The organism is Kitasatospora sp. NPDC017646, from assembly GCF_044329365.1.
In the GTDB taxonomy this organism is placed as follows: Bacteria; Actinomycetota; Actinomycetes; order Streptomycetales; family Streptomycetaceae; genus Kitasatospora.
In genome coordinates this window covers 1-18,856 of record NZ_JBIRJC010000052.1, presented here as the reverse complement: position 1 = coordinate 18,856, position 18,856 = coordinate 1, and the positions used below count along the sequence as shown (strand labels likewise).

The window sequence follows — 18,856 nt, the reverse complement described above, 5'->3', positions numbered from 1 at the left end:
ACGTCCACAGGCGGCCAGGACGGCGGGGCGGACGGTGGCACGAAGGCAGCGGGCAGGACGGCGGCACCGAGCAAGACGCCGACCAGCCGCCCCCCGAACAAGCCGCCGACACCCGGCCTGACAAGTTCACCACCCGGTGCGCGTCACACCCCATTGCCCGTGACGCGCACCACCCCAGGACACCGAAAACACAGGCCGAAAACCCCGGAAACCCCGGCAGAAACACGGTCAAAACCCGGCAAAAAACACGGCTGAAGCCCGTTCCGAAAACCCGCGCAAACACCCCGTCAAAACCGTACCCCCCGACACCCCCCGCACAGTTGCATGACATGCTCACGACAAACACACAGAGCAACCAAAACCAGGCGCTGCCCGACACGGGCAGAAAGGGTGGGCCGACACCGGGACCGGCCCATACCGGTCCAACCAAAACCCCCAAAACTCCCAAAACACAATAAAACAGCCAAGGCAACCCACCACAGGTCACACCCACAACACCCCAAACAGCCCAGACTGCGGATCGACGGGGCCGGCCGTGCACAGCCGGGACCCCTGGAGCGTCCTCGTTGATGCAGTGGTCGACTTCCGCGGCTAACTCCGGGGTAGGTATCCGGCGTTCACCAGAGCAAGCTTGGGGGTTGGAGATCATGTCGGACCTGGAGAGGGCTGCAGCGGAGTACGTGCGCCGACAGCGGGAGCACACGGCGAAGGAAGCCGAAGCCGCCCAGGCCGCAGCACGGCAGAGAGAACGCGGCCTCCGCCAGGGCAGGGAGTTCTTCGCTTTCGCTCGTCGCCACGGCGCCCCCGTACTCCGCCATTACGTCGAGTTCGAGCTCGGCGATCAACCGACGTACCACAGGTACAAGCGGACCGACCAGGTGGCCGTGGTAGCGGCACAATGGATCGAGGGGAACGGCGACTTCAACTGGAACTACGGCTGGGCCGTCATGGAGAACGGCGCCGTCCATCACGGCGTGTTGCGACATGGCTTCACCCACGAGGAATCACGTGACGTCGTCGACCGCCAGTACTTCATCACGCGCGCCCACCGGATGACCAGAATGGACGCTCCGCCAGCACTCGGTGTCAGTCCATACGACGAGTTCTGCGACCAGCATTTCCCGGCCGTAGGCGCGGCTCTGCTCGAGCCCGTACAACTCGCCCCCGGGATGAAGACCGGCATCCAGCGGAACGGCTGGATCGGCTACCGCCTCCTCCACTGAACGCCCCCGCCCACCTCCACCACAACCACCGCCAGGCAGGGGCCCAGGAAGACATCCGATGGGGTTAGCGGGTCAAGCTGCGATGGCCAGTTCGAGCTTGGGCGGCGCCGGGAAGGCTGTGCGCTCGTTGTAGGGAGTGCCGGTGGCCAGGCAGTGGTGGAGGCAGCCGAGGAGCCCGTTGTAGAGGTTGCGCTGGGCGGGGTCGCCGGTACTGCCCACGCCCGAGTCCCTGCCGGCAGGCCGCCTACCGGGCCCGCAGGCGCGCCAAGGCCGCGATCCACGCGCGCGTGGCCCTGCTCCAGATCAGCCAGGAACTCCAGACACACGTGCTCGCCCTGGACGAGCTGATCGCCGAGGCGCTGCACGCGCAGCAAGGGCTGCCCGGCGCCCACCGCATCGCGGCGGCCGACTTTCAGCAGCTGACCCGCGAGCTGGTCCGGTGCGCGGTGATCGCCGACCGCGAGGCCGGCGCGACCTGGGCCACGATCGGCAACGCGCTCGGACTCAGCGCGGACGCCGCCCGCGCCCGTTACGGCAAAGTCCGCCTCCTACGGCCACCACCCCCAGAACCCGCCTGACCGCCACCGCCGCCCACCTCACCCCACCACCACGAGCGGCCGGCACCAGCCGACCACGAGAACAAGAGCACAGCGCAGCACCCGACCACACCGACCAACACCCCCAACCCACCCACCACAACCACCAGGCAGGGGCCCAGGAAGGTAAGTCGAAGTGGTGAGTTCGACCCGTCACCCCCGATGAGCAGCGCAAACAGGCGGCAAGCGGAGATGGGGGCCGGTGGCCGGTCCGCACCGCGGACCGGACCCGCCCCGGGCCCCCGTGCCGAACCACGAGCCGAACCCCCGGCCGAACAGCCTGGGCCGTGCGCGGGCAACCAGTCGACGGGACGGGCGGCGTCACGTCCAGCGGTGGCGTCCGGTGCGCCGGGCCGGGCCGCCGGACGGGGGCAGGTCGACGACCGCGGCGACATCGCTCGCCCGACCGGACCCGAACTCGTCCATGCCCGTGTTCGACGACGCACCACCCCACCGAACACGGGGCCCACCGGGCCGTCCCGGCGGCCCAGCCGGGGCCACGAAGGCCGCCAGGCCGCCGGGCAGGGCCCGCCAGCCAGCGCGCCGCAGGCCACCCCGACCCGACAGCGCACCACCACCCCACCCCCACCACCAGGAGGACAGGGGCGCGCAGAAAGGGTTGTCAGAATTTCCGGCCACCTTTTGGCCCTGTGAGCTGCGCAGATGCCACCCCGCGCCCGGGGCGGGGGTGCCGGCATCAGGAGCTACATCAGGAGTCACATCAGGAGCTACATCAGGAGCTGCATCGGGAGGCCCGGGAAGGGAGCCCGTGGCCCCCGAGGACACGCTGTTCATCACGGCGCTCTACTCACTGCCGTACCAGTCGATGGACGTCTTTAACCAGTACGCCCTGTACGCGGTGCTCGAACAGGCCGGGAGGACGCGGACAAGCTGAAGCGCCTGCGCGAACGTGTCCCCGAAATGGACCGACTCGCCAACCATGTCACAGCATTCGCCACGATGATGACCGCGCTCGAAGGCGACCGCCTCGAAGGCTGGATCGCCAGCGTGGAACAGGACACCCTGGCCCCGCTCCCGCAACCTCCGCCGCGACCTGGACGCCGTCCGCAACCGCCTGTCCCTGCCGCACAACTCCGGTGCCGTCGAAGGCAACGTCAACCGGCTGAAGATGCTCAAGCGCCAGATGTTCGGACGCGCCGGCCTCGACCTCCTGCGCAAACGGGTCCTCCTCGCGCGATGAGCCTGCCCGGATCACAAGATCGTCGACAGAACCAATCTGTCCGACGGGTTCTTCCGGTGCGGTGCGGACCAGGCGTAACAGGGTGTCCTTGGCGACGCGCACGCCTAGCATCTCGGCAAGGCGGGCTCCCGCGCGGCCGGCCAACGCGAGAGCTATCGACGTCAACTGCTTGCGCATCAGCGGTGTGTAACGGGCATGCGGGCTGGTCAACCCTGCGATCTGCTCGGCGAACGTCACCGCCCGACACGCCGGGTTCGGGCACTTGAACCGCCGCACCAGCAGCTCGATCACCACCCTGGCCCACCGACCGCCGCGTCCACGAGCCGCCGCATGTACCGACCGTGCACCCGGCCCGACGCACTACCGCAGCGTGGACAGTCCGCACCCGCCGAGCGGGCCCGCGCACGTATCGTCACCACACCGACCGCAGCCCGCTCGACCAACTCCACCACGACACCAGCCAGATGAGGGAACAACACCTCGACACTCCGCGAAGAACACGCGAGCCACGATCACAGACGCCACTGACACACAGGCCGCGTCACAAGATCAGCGCCAGAGCCCGTAATTCCCCATGAGCCGTGGTCACGTAATTCCCCAGGTGCCGGGTCAGTGCCATCAACAAAACGGGGTGGAAGATGCCCTCCGGACAGACGAGGATCTCTCACTACTCGCTGACGAAAGGGCAGCCATGGACGACAGTCCGCCGAGGGACCTCATTTCCCTCGCTGATGACGAGGGGAACAGCGTCACGGTGAACGTTCTGGGTTGTAACCCCAGGTGGACGGCCGGACTCGACGCTGAGATCGTCGTCAAGACGCCCTTCGTGTCCGGCCGTATCGACCTTGCGCTGTATGTATCGAGGCTGGAGGGTTGGGCCGACGCACTGGATCGGCTCGACGCTGGCGAGGACGTGGCCTGGATGGAGATGAGTCGCGGGCCGTCCATCTTCATTCAGCTTGCCGGTGAGCGTGACTGCCCGGAGGTGGTGGTGGAGGACGAGTCCGGGTCCATGGTCACCGTGCGCGTCCCCCTCGTCCCGCCGGACAACTGGATTGCTGACCACCGCCAACGTCTGCGCCAGGTGATGGATTACTGGGTTCCGATGTTGTCAGGTTAGGGGCAGCACCCACCTCGTTCGCGGCTGGTTCGTCCACCACGTGTCCGTAGCCGCGGGCTCTGGCGCGAGGAGCCCGCGGGGCCGCTGCGGCTCGCGGAGAGGGTCAGCTCTGTCCCGCTGGCGGCTTCTCGGTGGGGTTCTTGGGCCGCTTGTTCGGCCGGTAGCTGGGGCCGTTCATGATGACCTGGTGACTGGTGTTGATCAGCCGGTCCAGCAACGACTCGGCAACGACGGGGTTGGGGAAGAGCGGATACCAGTCGCTGGGCGCCCGGTTGCTGGTGATGATCAGGGACCGGCCCTGGCGCTCGCTGACCAGCTCGTAGAGGTCGTCGGCCTGGGCCGCGGTGAGCTGGCGCATGGCGAAGTCGTCCAGGATGAGGACGTCGGGTCGGGTCAGCTCGCGCATGCGCTTGTCCCAGGTGCGGTCTGCGTGGCCGCCGGCGAGCTCGGCCAGGACCCGGCTGGTCTTCGTGAAGCGGACGTTCGCGCCCTGGCGGACGGCGAGGTGGCCGAGGGCCTGGGCGACGTGTGTCTTGCCGACGCCCACCGGCCCGAACAAGATCACCGACTCGCCTGCGTGGAGCCAGCGCAGGGCGGCCAGGTCGCGGATCTGGGCCGCGGGCAGCTTCGGGGAAGCGGCGAAGTCGAACTCCTCCAGGGTGACCTGCTGCTCGAACTTCGCCTTCTGCAGGCGCCGTTGGAAGGCGACGGTCTCGCGGCGGGTGATCTCGTCCTGGCAGAGGACCTGCAGGAAGTCCAGGTGGCCGAGTTCACCGCCGTGGGCCTGGATCAGCCGCGCGTCCAGGGTCTCCAGCATCCCGGACAGCCGCAGGGCCTTGAGTGACTCGCGCAGGGCGGTGTCCATCACGCTCATCGAGTGGCCTCCTCGGCATTGTTAGCGTCAGCGTGGCCCGGGTCGCCCTCAAGCTCGCCGGAGGTCTGGGAGGGGATGATCGCGGCGAACAGGCCCTCGGGGCCGTGGAGGAAGGCCGCGGCCCCGGCGTCGCCGGTTTCCGGCTCGGGGTCGGTCTCGGTGCCCGCGATCAGAATGCCCTTGATGGTGCGATAGGAGGGGTCGCCGACCGTGATGGCCTTGGTGTAGGCCGCCTCCAGCCGCTGGTCGCCGTACTTCTTCCGCAGCCCGAGGATCCCCTGGGCCGCGCGGAGCCGGTAGAGCGCGTTGACCTCCAGCAGCTGGTCGATCACCTCGCGGCAGGCGTCGCCGACCTCGGAGGACTGGCTGCGGCACCAGATCGGCGTCTTCATCTGGAAGGCGATCTTCTCCGGCGGGTAGTCGCCTCTGTCCGTGCGCTTGCCCTGGTCGAGTGCGGCGTGGGTCTTGACCAGCTCGCCCTCGTGGAAGACCTGGACCATGGTTGCGGTGGAGCGGACGTCGACCTTGCGGCCGATCAGCTTCCATGGCACTGAGTAGAGGGTGCGGCCGACCTTGATGTGGATGTCCGGGCCGACTGCGGCGGTGGACCAGCGGGCCAGCACGAACGGCTTGTCCGGCACCGACAGCAGGGCCTTGGCCTCCACCGCCTCGAACACCGACAGCGGACTCGCCCCGCCCAGCGGGCGGCACTGCCTGCGGCCGGCAGTCCCGGTCGACCAGGTCAGGGCCTCCGCCTGCATCTGATCGACCGAGGTGAACTCCCGTCCGCTCCAGAACGAGTCGCGGACATACGGCATCGGCCGCTCGACCCGCGGCTTGTCCTTCGGCTTTGCCGCCCGGGCCGGGTCGACCAGGGTGCCGTAGTAGGTCGCGAGCTCGGCATACGACTTGTTGATCTTCGGATCGTAGAGGTCCGGCCGATCCACCGCCGTGCGCAGGTTGTCCGGCACCAACCGGCGCGGGACACCTCTAATATGCGGGTCTCGCTGTCAAGCCATCGGTTGTGCTGAGGCCGGCCCGAGAGGCTCTTGTCAGTGGCCGAGAGGACACTGGCGTCGTGAAGACGTTCTCCTCCACCACCGCTGGCTCCCGCGAGCCTTCCCCCGTCTGGGTCGAATCGATGGGCGGCCCGCTGATCGCAGTGCCGGTTTCCGCGCTGGCCCATTGGCGTGGTTGCACCGAGTCGGGGATGGTCATCGGCGACGGGGACGATCTGGACGACTACGACCGCGCCTGCGAGGTGGAAGGTCTGGCCGGGGTGATTGCTGTCGGCAACGAGGGCGCCCGGGGACTCGTGCTGGCGGACGAGCCCGCCAGCAGCTTCTATATGCCGGAACACCAGGCCTTCGTCCGCTGGCTGGGCGCCAACAGCGAGGCCGATCTGATCGCCGCAGCCCAGGCGGTGCTCGCCGACCCCACCACCGCGTAGGAGGACTGCGGCGTCTGGGAGACGGACGGCCCGGCCGTGCTCATGGACTCCGTGACAGCCGGGGCCGAACTGGGCATCGAGTTCCCGAACGGCGGAGGCGTGCCGGATCAGGCCCCCGTCTCGCTCCGGCCCGGCAGCTGGATGGTCCGCGCTGTCCACGCTTCACCGATCAAGGACACGTCGGTGGGAGTGATCCAGCTTCTGCCCCAGCCATCGAACTGACCGAGGTGAACCCACGGTTGGGAGGGATCAGGACGCGGGGAAGGGCGGCCACCACGGCCGCGCGCGGTGCGGGCCGAAGGCGCCGGCCCCAAGGAGGCCGGCGCCTTGTATTGTGCCTGTTGCGCGCGGTTCAGAGGGTCCTGAGCGCCTTGTCAGGGGTGGCGGCCTGGACGAAGGCGTCGACGTCGAGAGGCAGGCTTCAGGGTCTCCACCGCCCCAGCCGGCCAGCCGCAGGTCAGCCACCGCCGAGCGCACCTGGGTCGCGCCGGTGCCGACCAGGACCACCAGCAGTCCCGGGAAGGACCGCCCGCTGCTTCCACGGCTTCACCGGGCCGCCCTCGCGCACCCGCCAGCCGTTTTCGGTGCGGGGTGAGGGTGGCTGCGGAGTTGAGCGGTACTGACCCGGGCCGAGTGCCCGGAGTGCGGCAGTTTCGGATTAGCGGTGCTGCCGGGCCAGATGGGCTCAGAAGTACGACGGGACGTAGTTGTAGCAGTAGTTGTAGCCGCCGTAGTACGAGTCGCCGTCAAGCAGCAGCCAGCCACCCGTGCCCTTGCCCACGATGCCGTCTTTGCTGAGGCCGTGACCGGAGGCGCCCTGGTACCACGTGACCCAGCTCTTGGTGTTCGGACCCCACAGCCCGTCCTCGGCAAGCGGGCGTCCCTTGCCCTTGGCCGATGCGACGTCGTTGACGAGGTGCTGCACGCACCACACGCCGTGGCTGTTATTGGCGTAGCCGTCGCCGATGTAGCCGGCTGACGGGGACGCCTGGGCCTGAGCGAGGGTGCCGACCGTGAGGAGCGCGGTTGCAGCAGTAATGCCCGCTGCCTTGGCGATGACTGTCAGTCGCATGGAGAGATTCCTTTCTTCGCTTTCATGCCTGATCCATCCTCAGCGAAAGCTGTGCGCGGCGCCTTAGCCTGGAGTGCCAGGGGCTGAGTTCTGCGTGCCAGTCTTGAAGTGTGCTTGACTGCGGTAGTCGCTGGGCGTAATGCCGTACTGCGTACGGAAAGCGCGGGTGAAGTCGGCGGGCCGGAGAAAGCCCCATCGGGCGGCTATCGCGAGGACGGGCCGCGTGGACAGGCGCGGGTCGCCCAGGTCGCGTCGCGCGTGTGCGAGGCGCTGTCGGCGGATGTAGGAGCCGACCGTGACGCCGTGGGCGTGGTTGTGGAAAAGGCGGTGCAGGGTGCGCAGTGAGATGTGGTGAGCGGCGGCGACGGTGGCAGGAGAGAGCTCGGCATCGCCCAGATGCCGTCGGATGAAGTCCTGGATCTCCAGGAACTGCACGTGCTGGTGGGTCTCGGTGGGTGTCTGGTCTGCGCCATCGATGTGGTGGGCCAGCCATGCGGTGATCAGGTCGACGAGGACGCCGCCGAGCCGCTGACTGTCGGCGGACCGATAGGGCACGGTGTCCGTGGCCACGTGGGTGAGGAAGCCGGCGAGCAGACCGCCGACACCTTCGCGTCCTGACATCCGGGCCGCCAATATCCGGTCCACGCGGTTCGACGACACCGGGACCATGGCCCGGGAGACCTGTACCACTACGGAGGCCGCCGTATCTCGCCCGGCCTCCACGGCCGCTGCGTAGGGGTGGGAGGTGGAGTACACGACGAGATCGCCTGCTCCGAGCGGCGCTTCGCACCGGTCCTGGACGATGACCTGCTGTCCGCGGAGGATGAGCCCCACACAATACATTTCGGGATCGGACTGGCGGATCAGCCGTGGTGTCCGTCGTGACGTCATGGACGCGTAGGTCAGGTCGGTCACCTGTGCCCCGCCCAACTCCGCGGCTCTCAGCGAGGCCCGGAACTCAGCTGCGCGGTCGACGACGAACTCATTGGGGATCAGCGCGCTTGCCGTGATGTCCCGCCAGGCCTCCACCCGGTCCAGCACCGGCAGGCGCTGACTGTCGAACACCTTCTCCAGCACCGACGTCGTTCCCCTCTTTCCGGCCTTCTGTGCGGTCCCTTGCACTCTCTCTCGCGCGGACCTGCCAGAACAGCCGGTCTTCGGACACAGCAAGGTGACCGGAGGCAGAAAAGAGCGCCGCAGGTCATGTGGTGGTGGCGTTGTTGGTTGGTCGGTTCGGGTCGTTGCACCTGCGGTGGGCTTCTCCTTTGGGTGCAGTTCCTCTCAGAGGGCATTTGGTGAGAGTAGTTTGCCCTTTATGTTCTCGTAAGTTCCTCGCCAGGTTGGTGTGGTCTCGTCCGTTATGCGCTTGGTGAGGTTGTCGATCGAGGCGATGTGGATCACGGCTTCGGAGCTGGCCGGGAGGGTCTCGTAGTCGCGGGCGAGACGGCGGCGTTGCATGATCCACCCCAAGCTTCGTTCGACCACCCATCGCCTTTTCACCACGTGGAATCCAGGGACGTCGGACTTCCGGTGGACGACCTCGACGTCGATTCCGACGCTTGCGCCGTGCTCGATCATGGCGTTCTTGAAGCCGGTGTCGACCCAGCTCTTGGAGATGCTCGGGTAGGTCTTCTTGGCCTGGTTGAGGAGGCGTATTCCCAGGGCATTCTCGGACAGGCTCGCGGCGGTGACGGCGACGGCGAGGATGAGTCCGATGGTGTCGGTGAGGATGCCCCTCTTCCGGCCGACGATTTTCTTCGCGGCGTCGGTTCCTTGGCTGGTCAGGGGCACGTTGGTGGAGGTCTTCACCCTCTGGGTGTCGATCACCGAGGCGGTCGGCTCGGGTTTGCGGCCTTCCTTTACTCGGGCCAGTCCGGTGAGGTCGTAGTTGAGTTGGGCGAATATTCCCTCGTCACGCCAGGCGGCGTAGTAGGCATAGGCGGTGCCGTGGTTGGGGAAGTCGTGCGGGAGATACTTCCAGGGGATTCCCGTGCGGTTGACGTAGATGATCGCATTGAAGACGTCGCGCAAGTCGACCTTCGCCGGCTGACCGGTCGGCCGCCGGTCGAGCCGAGCTTTTCTCCATGCCGTCAGAATCGGCTCGATCAGGGCCCATCGGGCGTCGGACAGATCACTCGGGTACGGCTTGTGCTCGGTCATGACACAGCGTCAGCGCGGATGGCGCGGAGGATCTCGTTCCGCTGCCTGTTGGGCGTTTCTATGACTTCTTCAAACCAGACGGATCCCAGAGCCCAGAAGCGGATGAGACGGACTCTGGCTTTCGCTGCCCCTGTGAGGGCATACCTCGTCTTCTCCGTAGATCGGGGCAAATCATGACATGGATGAAGGCCGTATAGCGGATGATCGCTATCAAAGTGCCCACTCAAAGGAAGCTCCAGGCTGCCAGAGCGTCGATCGGGGCGTGCTTTGGGCCGCCAGGCTCCACGGTGGTGGATGGGGGTGGTCTATGGGATCGAGGAGGTGGGCGGGCGCGGCTTTCAGGAGATTTGCATCCAACTCCCTTGGGTACAGCTCGGATCAAGGAACTTGTCCCGGCCGCGCGGGCCTACGCTTGCCGTCCGCAATCACCCGGCCCCTTCAGTATGGTGGCGCTGTGAAGCAGGCTTTTGATGATGACCTGATTGGCGGTCGGTATCGGCTTGTGCGCCAGGTGGGGCGGGGCGGGATGGGTACCGTCTGGCAGGCGCAGGACGAGATGCTCGACCGGACCGTGGCGATCAAGCAGCTCACCCCCCAGTCCGGCACCTCCGCCGAGGTGCGCGCCCAGCAGGTTCAGCGGGTCAACCGCGAGGCGAGGATGGCCGCTCGGCTCGATCACCCGGGGATCGTGCGCGTACATGACGTCATCGACTGGGAAGGCAGCCCAGCAATCGTCATGGAATATGTGCCAGGCCGTTCCCTTGCCGCGCGGCTGCGCGAGTCGACAACCCTGACGGTGGAGGAGACCGTACGACTGGGCTCGGCGCTGCTTGATGCGTTGCGTCACGCGCACGCCGCCGGGGTGGTGCACAGGGATCTGAAACCCGACAACATCCTGCTGGTCGGGACGCGGACGGTGATCACCGACTTCGGTATAGCCCGGCCGCTCGTCGGAGCCACCACGCTGACGCCGCATGGCTCGCTGATCGGTACCCCTGCCTTCATGTCACCCGAGCAGATCGAGGGCAAGGAGGTCGCGGCGGCGTCCGACCTGTGGTCTCTTGGCGTCACGCTGTACACAGCGGTCGAGGGCTGCCGGCCGTTCGAGGGCGAGACGATCACCGAGCTCTGCCTGGCGATACTCACCCGGCCCGTGCCCGTGCCACGTAACGCCGGCCCGCTCACTCCACTCTTGCAGGCGCTGCTGGCCAAGGACCCCGCGGCACGGGCAACTGCCGAAATAGCCGCTCATCACCTGGCGGAGATCGATCGCCTCGCGGTCACTCCCGCGCCCACGGCGCCGGAGCAAAGCACAGCGACCGAGGTCCCGAGGCCACCCCAGCCATCGGTCGGCACGCGGGACACAGAGCTCGGGGAAGCGATCGGTGGACAACACACTCACCTCGCCACCACCGTAACTGGACACCCGGACACCGTGACATCCGCTCGGCCCCAGCGGTCCGTCCCGGACGAGGGAGGGACGGACCGCCAGCTCGGCAATCCAGCCCCGGGACCGCCTGCGGTGACGAGACGAGTGGACAGACCGTCCAGCAGCCCGCAGGAGCTGAACGCCGGCCGACGTGCCCGGTCCAAAATGCCTGGCCCGGGCGAGCAGGAACGACGCATCTGGCGCCCGCGCCGTCTCCTGGTGGTGGTCACGCTGGCCTGCGCGGTCAGCGCGGCCGCAGTCATCGTCCCTTTGCTGTCACGCGGTACCCCAGGCGCGCCGAGTGGCAGTGCGGGTACTTCTCCTACGACGCCACGTGCCAATGCCACCGCAGGTGCGCCCTCTGCCACCCCTTTCAGCACCCTCTCCGACCCCAACGACCCCATGAACGAGTTGTCGATGGCGTTTGCACCGAACGGCACCACCCTCGCCGTCGGCGTCGGCAACAACTACGACCAGCACGGCAGTACCTACCTGTGGGACACCACCACCGGAGCACGCACCGCCACCCTCACCAACCCCAACAGCGACGGCGTGACCTCGGTGGCGTTCGCGCCGAACGGCACCACCCTCGCCGTCGGTGGCGACAGCGGCAGTACCTATCTGTGGGACACCACCACCGGAAAGCTCACCGCCACCCTCACCGCCCCTAACAGCTACGGCGTGGTCTCGGTGGCGTTCGCGGCCAACGGCACTACCCTCGCAGTCGGTGACTTCAAGAGCACCACCTACCTGTGGGACACCACCACCAGGAAGCTCACGGCGACCCTCGTCAACCCCAACGGTACCGGTGGCGTGTCCTCGGTGGCGTTCGCGCCGAACGGCACCACCCTCGCCGTCGGCGGCAGCGGCAGCAGCAGCAGCGACACCTACCTGTGGGACACCGCTACCGAAAAGGTCACCACCACCCTCACCAACCCCACTAGCACCAAGTACTCCTCCGTGTCCTCGGTGGCGTTCGCGCCCAGCGGCACCACCCTCGCCGTCGGCGACAACGACGGCAAGACGTACCTGTGGGACACCGCTACCGGAAAACTCACCACCACCCTCACCAACCCCACCGGTGACGTGTCCTCGGTGGCGTTCGCGCCCAGCGGCACCACCCTCGCCGTCGGCGGCGGCAGCGGCAGCAGCGACACCTACCTGTGGGACACCGCTACCGGAAAGCTCACCACCACCCTCACCAACCCCACCGGCGGCAATGGCGTGTCCTCGGTGGCGTTCGCACCGGACGGCACCACCGTCGCCGTCCACGACTCCCACCGCAGCACCTACCTGTGGAAAATTGCAGGGGGCGGTCAATGAATCACAACGGTGACTCCAACTCGAGAATGGGCCCGGCTCTGCTTGCGGCCGGACCGACTGTGGTCACCCAGCTGTTCGATCGACCGTCCTCAAGATCGGAATTTGACAACAGCTACTGAGCTCAGAGTGTCGGTCATACTGTCCGCTCCAAGGCTCGGGGAGGCGTGCGACGTATGGAGTTCGGAGCGGACGGGGTCAGGCGCATCGGCAGCTATACCGTCGAACGCGAACTGGGCGCCGGTGGGATGGGAACTGTCTACCTGGCACGTTCGCGTGGAGGCCGTGCAGTGGCCGTCAAGGTGGCGCACGCGGAACTTGCCGCCGATCGGCAGTTTCGTGAGCGGTTCCGAGCCGAGGTCGCCGCGGCTCGTAGGGTCGGTGGATTCCATACGGCCCCGGTGGTGGACGCCGATCCGGAGGCGGACGCGCCTTGGCTCGCCACGGCGTACGTGCCGGGGCCCACGCTGTTGGGACTGCTCGCAGCCGAGGGACCGATGAACGAGGAGCGGTTGCGTGTGCTGGGCGCGGCCCTGGCTGAGGCCCTGCAGGCCATCCATGCCTGCGGTCTGGTCCACCGCGACCTCAAGCCCGCCAACATCATCATGGCTGAGGACGGTCCGCGGGTCCTGGACTTCGGCATCGCACGGGCTGTTGAGTCAACCCGTCTGACCATGACCGGAGCAGCCTTCGGCACCCCGGGGTTCCTCGCCCCTGAGCAGGCCCAGGGCCTCGAAGTGAACGGCGCCGCGGATGTGTTCGCGCTGGGCGCGGTGCTGGTCGCCGCGGCGGGCGGCAGCGCGTTCGGGGCAGGCACGCCCATCGGGCTGATGTACCGCTCGGTGCACGAAGCGCCGGATCTGTCCGCGGTACCGGAAGGGATTCGCCCGGTCGTCGCCGCCTGCCTGGCCAAGGACCCGGCCCACCGACCCGCACCGGACCGGCTCCTGGACCTGTTCGTGCCGGCGTCGGCGCCATACACCCCCACCGTGATCGTGTCGGCAGAGCAGAAGCCTGTCGTGGCGGTTGCGGCGAGGTACGCGCCGACCCTCCGTGTGGAGTCTCGAACCGAGGACGACGAGGAGGACGACGAGCTCGTCTTCATCGCCGCAGATCGCAGGAGCAGTGTCGCCATCGACAGCGTCGGTGTCGCGATCGACTCCGAAGGGGAGAGCGTTGCGCTCATCTGGGCAGAGATCGGCACCGTTGACTACACGGCGGAGCCCAAGCGACTCACGGTGACCGTCTATCGCCACGACGGCACCACCGTCCGCTGCTGGCTGAATGCACGCCGGGCTTCCCACCTCAACGATTGGATCAAGCAGTTGGTCCTAACCCTCGATCGCTATCTCCCGGCGTGAGCCTCTCTTGCTGTTGGATGACACCCTGTTGGTGAGCAATCGTCAGGTTCTGCAGGTCCACGCCAGACCTTTGAAAAGTCCGTTGGGGCGTCCGGGGAGCAGCGACCTATAAGGGCGCGGTGGAGCGGGGGACCTACAACCCCTGCCGGTCCGGCCGGGTGCCGAGGACGGCGATGGCCAGAGCAGCAAGCCCGCGCAGCGCCGTTGCACCGGCCCGACGGTCTGCCCGGTCACACCGCGGCGGCCTCCGGGGCCGGGGCGCTGTCGGCGATCAGGGGGATGAACCCGCCTGGCAGGTCGAAGCCTTGGACCCACAACCAGAGGTTCGCTTGAGTTCCTGCCGCTGCGCCGAGGTGGTACTCCACCAGGGACGCGGACACGCAGTCCTGACGTTCCTTGATGTCCTGGCACTCGTCGCTCAGCAGCTGGCTGGCCCAGGGCTGGCGCCGCGCCTCCGACAACGACACCTGCAGGGCGTCCAGCGCCCGGAGTTGGTCCTCCAGCAGCGCCAGGTGGTGGCCGACCAGGGCGTGCACCGCCGCAGTGTCCCCCGGCTCGCCGTGCTGCCGGAGTTCCTCGACCTTCGGCGGCACGGCGGTCAGCCGGTCCCTGGCGTCGACGTAGGCGGCCACGGCATAGCGGTGCTCGGCGGGCACCTTGCCAAGCTCTCCGAACGACGGTGCCCACGACGACTGGAAGAGGTCAGCGTGCCAGCCAGCGGAGCGGCCGAGCCCTTCAGCCGGTACTCGAAGTCGCCGAGGCCGATCGTGCGACCCGGCGTTTAGGCCCGGCGCGTGGCTGCGCAAGCAGGACAAGGCCCGCATCGACGGGAAGCTGACCGAGCAGCAGACCGCCCTCCTGGACGCGCTCACCCGGCACGCCGCGACCGTGACGGGCTGACCCGTCGCACCTCACCGCTGATGCTGCCGGTCCCGGCCAAACGCGAGCTGGTGGCCGGGCTGGTCTCCACTCCAAACGAGTGACCCCCTCCTCCTCGCCAAGGCCCCCGTCTGCCGCCTCGGCTGCCTGGTCCTCGTCCGCAACCCCCGCGGCGACGTCCTGCTCGTCGACCCCGACTACCTGGACGGCCTGATCCTCCCCGGCGGCGCCGCCCGTCCCGGTGAACTCCCGCACGAGGCCGCCGCCCACCACCTGCTCGCCCAGACCGGCCTCTCCCGCCGCCTCACCCATGTCCTCGCCGTCGACTACACCCCCGCCGACGCTACCTGGAGCGCCTCAACCTCGTCTTCGACGGTGGCATCGCCGACGGCCGCCCCGCCGGCGCCCGCTTCGTCCCCGTCCGTGAGCTGGGTCGGGCCATGGCCCCCGCCCAGGCCGCCCGCGTCGCCGAGGCCCTCGCCGGCCGTGCCCTCCCGTTCCTCCTCCACGGGCAGGGAGCCGCCTGAGGGCCGGGGCTCCCGGAGTTCTCGATAGATAGTTGTTCGACATATGCCGAGAGATAGCTTATGTTCGTGACGTGGCCCTGGCACACCGTCAGCCGACCGGCGACGGGCAGGGCGCCACCGCCGATTCCCGTGTTCCCGTTCCGTGAGAGGAGCGCAGTGCACCGTCACGCCCGCACGCCCAAGGCCCTCGGCGCCGGCATAGCCGCCGCCCTGAGCCTGGCCGCCCTGGCCGCCCCGACCGCCGCCGCCGACACCGCGCCCGCGCAGGCCGCCGGCGACCCCGTCCCCGGCGTGGTCGCCGGGCAGGACACCGCCGCCCCGCAGCTGGTCACCGGCCTGAGCGATCCCGCTCCCGGCGACCCGGCCGCTGCCGCCCGCGCCCACCTGGCCACCCACCGCGACCGCTACCGGGTCGACCCCGCCCAGCTCGCCGAAGCCGGCACCGAGAGCGGCCCCGACGGACGGCGCACCGTCAGGTTCCAGCAGAACGAGGGCGGCGTCCCCGTGCTCGGCGCCCAGTACCTCGTCCACCTCGCCGGCGACGGCGCGGCCCAGCACGTCGAAGCGGTCGGCGGCAAGTTCTTCACCGGCCTCGCCGCCCCCACCGAGCCCACCGTCGCGGACGAGCTGCTGCGCACCGCCGCGCTCGGCGCGCTGCCGGACGCCGCCCGCGCCAAGGCCACCGCCGATGACGCCGGCCTGGTTATCCTGCCCGACGGCGCCGGGAAGCTGACCCGCCACTACACCGTGCGCGGCGCCGGCGCCGACGGCACCCCCCTGACCCGTGACGTCTACGTGGATGCCACCGCCGGCGTCGTCGTCCTCGCCCACGATGCCCGCACCCCCTCATCGGCCGCCGCCCGCCCCGAGGCCGTCGCGCCCTCCGCGGCCGCCCCCGACCCGGCCCCGGCCACCGTCACTCCCGCCACCGGCACCGCTCCCGACGTCCACGGCAAGAGCGTGAGCGTCAACATCGCCCGCCAGGCGGACGGCAGTTACCAGCTCACCGACCTCACCCGTCCCGCCGCGATCACCACCTACGACGCGGCCGGCCGCGACGTCGGCGACTTCGACCGCATCCCCGCCGACGCCCACCCCGCGAGCTCCCCGACCCCCGACTTCCCTGCCGCCACCGGCACCGACGGCGCCACCGACGCGCACGTCAACGCCGGTGTCGTCTACGACTTCTACCGCGACCGCCTGGGCCGTCTGGGCCTGGACGGCAAGAACAGCCCGATCGTCTCCGTCACCGGAGTCACCGCCGGCGGGCGCGCCTTCCCCAACGCCTACTGGGACGGCAGCAAGATGATCTACGGCGGCGGCGACGACAAGTACTTCCCGTTCGCCGCCGCCCTCGACGTCTCCGCCCACGAGATGACCCACGGTGTCATCACCAACAGTGCCAACTTCGCCTACCTCGGCCAGTCCGGTGCCATGGACGAGGCGCTCGCCGACTACTTCGGCAACGCCATCGAGGTCACCACCCGCGGCATCGCGATGGACGACCCCAGGGCCGCGCTGCTGGGCGAGGGCCTGTGCCGCACCGGCACCCCGCAGGCCTGCGCCACCCGCCACCTGGACGACCACCACACCACCGTCGACGACTACGTCGGCGCCTCCCTGAGCACCGACAGCGGCGGCGTGCACCTCAACTCCACCATCTTCGGCGGAGCCCTGTGGGACATCCGGCGCACCCTGGACCCGCTGGTCGCCGACCGCGTGATCTACCGCGCGCTCACCGAGTACATGACCCCGCTCGACGACTTCGTCGCCGGCCGCAACGCCGTCCTGGCCGCTGGCCGCGCCAGTGGCCTGACCCACGCCCAGCTGCGCACCGTCGCCGCCGCGTTCGACGCCCACGGCATCAAGGCCGGCTGGCAGCGCAAGCTCGGCCTGGACAGCCACGTCCTGCTCAGTGGCATCACCAACAACATGGCCGCCCCGGTGGTCGCCGACGGTCACTGGGTGATGCTCGCCAACACCGACGCCACCCGCAAGAGCACCGCCCTGTACACCGGCACCGTCACCGGCAGCGCCACCCCGGTGCGACTGAGCCCCGACGACGGCCGCTACCACAGCTGGGCGGCCACCGACGGCACGAACGCGGTGTGGAAGGCCGTCGGCAAGGACGCCCAGGGCGTCTTCGGCTACGAGCTGCTGAGCGCGCCGCTGACCGGCGCCGGCCCGGTGCGCAGCATCTACCACGACGCCCGGCAGGAGCCGCAGAACATCCGCACGGCCGGCGGCGACATCGTCTACACGCTCCGGGACTTCACCACCGACACCACCCACATCCACGTCGTCCACGGCGACGGCTCCCCGGAGACGGTGATCCCGCTGCCCGCCGGTCACGGCGTGGGCGGCCTCGACCTGAACGGCGGCGTCCTCGCCTGGACCGAGAGCTGGATGTCCGACCAGGACTACGTCAACGCGCCGACCGCGTACTCGCTCGCCGAGGGCAAGGTCACCGCCCAGTACGCGCCCGCCGACCCGAAGAACCTGGCCGACGCCGTCCACCTGGCCGGCGGCCGCATGCTGTGGGTCCAGACCCCGCCCACCGGGCGCGCCACGATCCGCTCCGGCGCCCTGGACGGCTCGGGCATCACCGACCTACTGCCGGCCGACTCCACCGCCCCCGAGCCGTACCAGCTCACCGTCTCCGAGCGCGCGGTCACCTACGTCTCGCGCACCGGGCGGGTCCACGACGACTGGACCAACGCCCAGACCGCCAAGCTGTGGCAGTTCCCGCTCACCGGCGGCGCCCCCGAGCGCGTCTCCTGCGACCGAGGCTCCCAGGACTCGCCCGTCGCCGATCGCGGCACCCGCGTCGTGTGGCTGGACGCCACCGCCGGACGCACCGACCTCGTCACCCGCGAGCGCCCCGCCGGCGCTCAGTGCGCCAGCGAGTCCGCGCCCCGGTAACCCGCGGGCACCGCTCTCCAGGCGATGCCGCCCGCGACCAGGTAGCGCACGGCGTCGACCAGTTACCGGTGGCAGTAGCCCTTCGGCTGCCCGCCACGGCCTTCCAGCCAGGCGGGCACGGGCATCGCGTCGCGCACGACGGCCCATTCCGCGACGGTCATGTCCGAGGGGTATCTCGGACGCCTGTGCGGGCGGTCCCCGGCGTTCCCGAACCGGCGAGCGAGGCAATCACACGACAGGGGTGCGGAGTTGGACGGAAACGCTACGGACACGGAAGACTGCGGCACCAGGGGCCTCCTGTTGCTCGACTGGATTCGACACCCACGAGCTGTGCGGGAGGCCCCACTTTCATGCCCTGCCGACCAGATGATCACCCGACCGAGTCGGCAGACTCGAACTCACGCCCACAAAGTTCGATAGAGCAATGGCGCCCGTCAGCGGGATACCACTCCTCGAAGTCGACGCATCGGTGCCCGAATCTGCTCTGGCCGGCATGCACTTGTGGCCACCTCGCCGGATGTCAATCCGATGAGGTGGCCACGCTGAGGAGCCCAGAAGGGCGGGTGTCTTCCGGACTCCTTGGGATCGGATGGTTGTCTACTGCGGGAGGGACAGGGGAAGGAAGGTGCGGGGCGGGGTCGGGGCCTGGGACCACGACCATCCCGGAGAAGAGGCGGTCCACCAGGTCGCAGTACGCAGGGGAGAAGACCTCCTCCCCGGTC

15 protein-coding genes and 3 pseudogenes are annotated in these 18,856 nt (G+C 68.8%); 9 read left to right on the top strand and 9 right to left on the bottom strand.

The genetic code is table 11. From position 1 onward, the window contains the following. Nucleotides 1–638 precede the first annotated feature (638 nt). Nucleotides 639–1,223, top strand: coding sequence for a hypothetical protein (locus tag ACH4J0_RS38165; protein ID WP_030599053.1), 585 nt, complete (start codon nucleotides 639–641; stop codon nucleotides 1,221–1,223). Between the two features lie 72 nt (nucleotides 1,224–1,295). On the opposite strand, the gene ACH4J0_RS38160 is transcribed toward ACH4J0_RS38165, so the two are convergent. After that, nucleotides 1,296–1,442, bottom strand: a complete 147-nt coding sequence (locus ACH4J0_RS38160; RefSeq protein ID WP_396245789.1) for a hypothetical protein — start codon at nucleotides 1,440–1,442, stop codon at nucleotides 1,296–1,298. Nucleotides 1,443–1,510: 68 nt separating this feature from the next. Here ACH4J0_RS38160 and ACH4J0_RS38155 point away from each other — a divergent pair, with 68 nt between their 5' ends. Beyond that, entirely contained in the window at nucleotides 1,511–1,801 is a 291-nt protein-coding gene (locus ACH4J0_RS38155; RefSeq protein WP_396245788.1) for a hypothetical protein, read from the top strand. A gap of 787 nt (nucleotides 1,802–2,588) precedes the next feature. Further along, nucleotides 2,589–2,714 (top strand): hypothetical protein, encoded by a 126-nt coding sequence (locus tag ACH4J0_RS38150; protein WP_396245787.1) that lies wholly within the window; start codon nucleotides 2,589–2,591, stop codon nucleotides 2,712–2,714. A gap of 48 nt (nucleotides 2,715–2,762) precedes the next feature. Here the strand turns inward: ACH4J0_RS38150 and ACH4J0_RS38145 are convergent, their stop codons facing one another. Continuing rightward, nucleotides 2,763–3,314: a hypothetical protein gene (locus tag ACH4J0_RS38145; RefSeq protein ID WP_396245786.1), complete on the bottom strand. Its 552-nt coding sequence runs from the start codon at nucleotides 3,312–3,314 to the stop codon at nucleotides 2,763–2,765. A 337-nt stretch (nucleotides 3,315–3,651) separates the two neighbouring features. On the opposite strand from ACH4J0_RS38145, the gene ACH4J0_RS38140 reads away from it, so the two are divergent. Next, nucleotides 3,652–4,140, top strand: a complete 489-nt coding sequence (locus ACH4J0_RS38140) for a DUF5959 family protein (RefSeq protein WP_396245785.1) — start codon at nucleotides 3,652–3,654, stop codon at nucleotides 4,138–4,140. Between the two features lie 103 nt (nucleotides 4,141–4,243). Here ACH4J0_RS38140 and istB read toward each other — a convergent pair whose 3' ends face one another. Together istB and ACH4J0_RS38130 are read right to left on the bottom strand one after the other, a co-directional pair. After that, entirely contained in the window at nucleotides 4,244–5,014 is a 771-nt protein-coding gene (istB, locus tag ACH4J0_RS38135) for an IS21-like element helper ATPase IstB (protein WP_396245784.1), read from the bottom strand. Continuing rightward, a pseudogene (locus ACH4J0_RS38130) lies at nucleotides 5,011–6,003 on the bottom strand (Mu transposase domain-containing protein); the annotation flags it as partial. The pseudogene ACH4J0_RS38130 and the gene istB, both read right to left, overlap by 4 nt. 152 nt (nucleotides 6,004–6,155) lie before the next feature. Here ACH4J0_RS38130 and ACH4J0_RS38125 point away from each other — a divergent pair. After that, nucleotides 6,156–6,686, top strand: a pseudogene (locus ACH4J0_RS38125) (Imm21 family immunity protein). Nucleotides 6,687–7,149: 463 nt separating this feature from the next. Here ACH4J0_RS38125 and ACH4J0_RS38120 read toward each other — a convergent pair. The 3 genes from ACH4J0_RS38120 to ACH4J0_RS38110 form a co-directional block, all read right to left on the bottom strand. After that, nucleotides 7,150–7,536 (bottom strand): peptidoglycan-binding protein, encoded by a 387-nt coding sequence (locus ACH4J0_RS38120; protein WP_396245783.1) that lies wholly within the window; start codon nucleotides 7,534–7,536, stop codon nucleotides 7,150–7,152. 63 nt (nucleotides 7,537–7,599) lie between these two features. Then, on the bottom strand, nucleotides 7,600–8,613 hold the full coding sequence (locus ACH4J0_RS38115; protein ID WP_396245782.1) for a helix-turn-helix domain-containing protein: 1,014 nt from the start codon (nucleotides 8,611–8,613) through the stop codon (nucleotides 7,600–7,602). 204 nt (nucleotides 8,614–8,817) lie between these two features. Next, nucleotides 8,818–9,696 (bottom strand): IS5 family transposase, encoded by an 879-nt coding sequence (locus ACH4J0_RS38110; RefSeq protein WP_396245781.1) that lies wholly within the window; start codon nucleotides 9,694–9,696, stop codon nucleotides 8,818–8,820. Between the two features lie 454 nt (nucleotides 9,697–10,150). Between ACH4J0_RS38110 and ACH4J0_RS38105 the strand changes: the two genes are divergently transcribed. Both ACH4J0_RS38105 and ACH4J0_RS38100 read left to right on the top strand, forming a co-directional pair. After that, nucleotides 10,151–12,448 carry a protein kinase gene (locus ACH4J0_RS38105; protein WP_396245780.1) on the top strand — a complete coding sequence of 766 codons (2,298 nt, stop codon included), beginning with the start codon at nucleotides 10,151–10,153 and terminating at the stop codon, nucleotides 12,446–12,448. A gap of 173 nt (nucleotides 12,449–12,621) precedes the next feature. Then, the gene (locus tag ACH4J0_RS38100; protein WP_396245779.1) at nucleotides 12,622–13,806 is read left to right on the top strand and encodes a serine/threonine-protein kinase; all 1,185 of its coding nucleotides are present in this window, start codon (nucleotides 12,622–12,624) and stop codon (nucleotides 13,804–13,806) included. 230 nt (nucleotides 13,807–14,036) lie between these two features. On the opposite strand, the gene ACH4J0_RS38095 is transcribed toward ACH4J0_RS38100, so the two are convergent. Beyond that, nucleotides 14,037–14,462, bottom strand: a complete 426-nt coding sequence (locus ACH4J0_RS38095) for a hypothetical protein (protein ID WP_396245778.1) — start codon at nucleotides 14,460–14,462, stop codon at nucleotides 14,037–14,039. A gap of 370 nt (nucleotides 14,463–14,832) precedes the next feature. Between ACH4J0_RS38095 and ACH4J0_RS38090 the strand changes: the two are divergent. Continuing rightward, a pseudogene (locus tag ACH4J0_RS38090) lies at nucleotides 14,833–14,958 on the top strand (NUDIX hydrolase); the annotation flags it as partial. Nucleotides 14,959–15,011: 53 nt separating this feature from the next. Here ACH4J0_RS38090 and ACH4J0_RS38085 read toward each other — a convergent pair. Next, complete coding sequence (locus ACH4J0_RS38085) at nucleotides 15,012–15,194, bottom strand: hypothetical protein (protein WP_396245777.1); 183 nt, start codon at nucleotides 15,192–15,194, stop codon at nucleotides 15,012–15,014. A 174-nt stretch (nucleotides 15,195–15,368) separates the two neighbouring features. Between ACH4J0_RS38085 and ACH4J0_RS38080 the strand changes: the two genes are divergently transcribed. Beyond that, nucleotides 15,369–18,134 (top strand): M4 family metallopeptidase, encoded by a 2,766-nt coding sequence (locus ACH4J0_RS38080; RefSeq protein ID WP_396245776.1) that lies wholly within the window; start codon nucleotides 15,369–15,371, stop codon nucleotides 18,132–18,134. Nucleotides 18,135–18,856: the final 722 nt, after the last annotated feature.

Bases quoted from the DNA above. Each gene is read 5' to 3' on its own strand.
- ACH4J0_RS38110 (WP_396245781.1), bottom strand. From the start codon at position 9,696: ATGACCGAGCACAAGCCGTACCCGAGTGATCTGTCCGACGCCCGATGG.
- ACH4J0_RS38120 (WP_396245783.1), bottom strand. From the start codon at position 7,536: ATGCGACTGACAGTCATCGCCAAGGCAGCGGGCATTACTGCTGCAACC.
- ACH4J0_RS38100 (WP_396245779.1), top strand. From the start codon at position 12,622: ATGGAGTTCGGAGCGGACGGGGTCAGGCGCATCGGCAGCTATACCGTC.
- istB (WP_396245784.1), bottom strand. From the start codon at position 5,014: ATGAGCGTGATGGACACCGCCCTGCGCGAGTCACTCAAGGCCCTGCGG.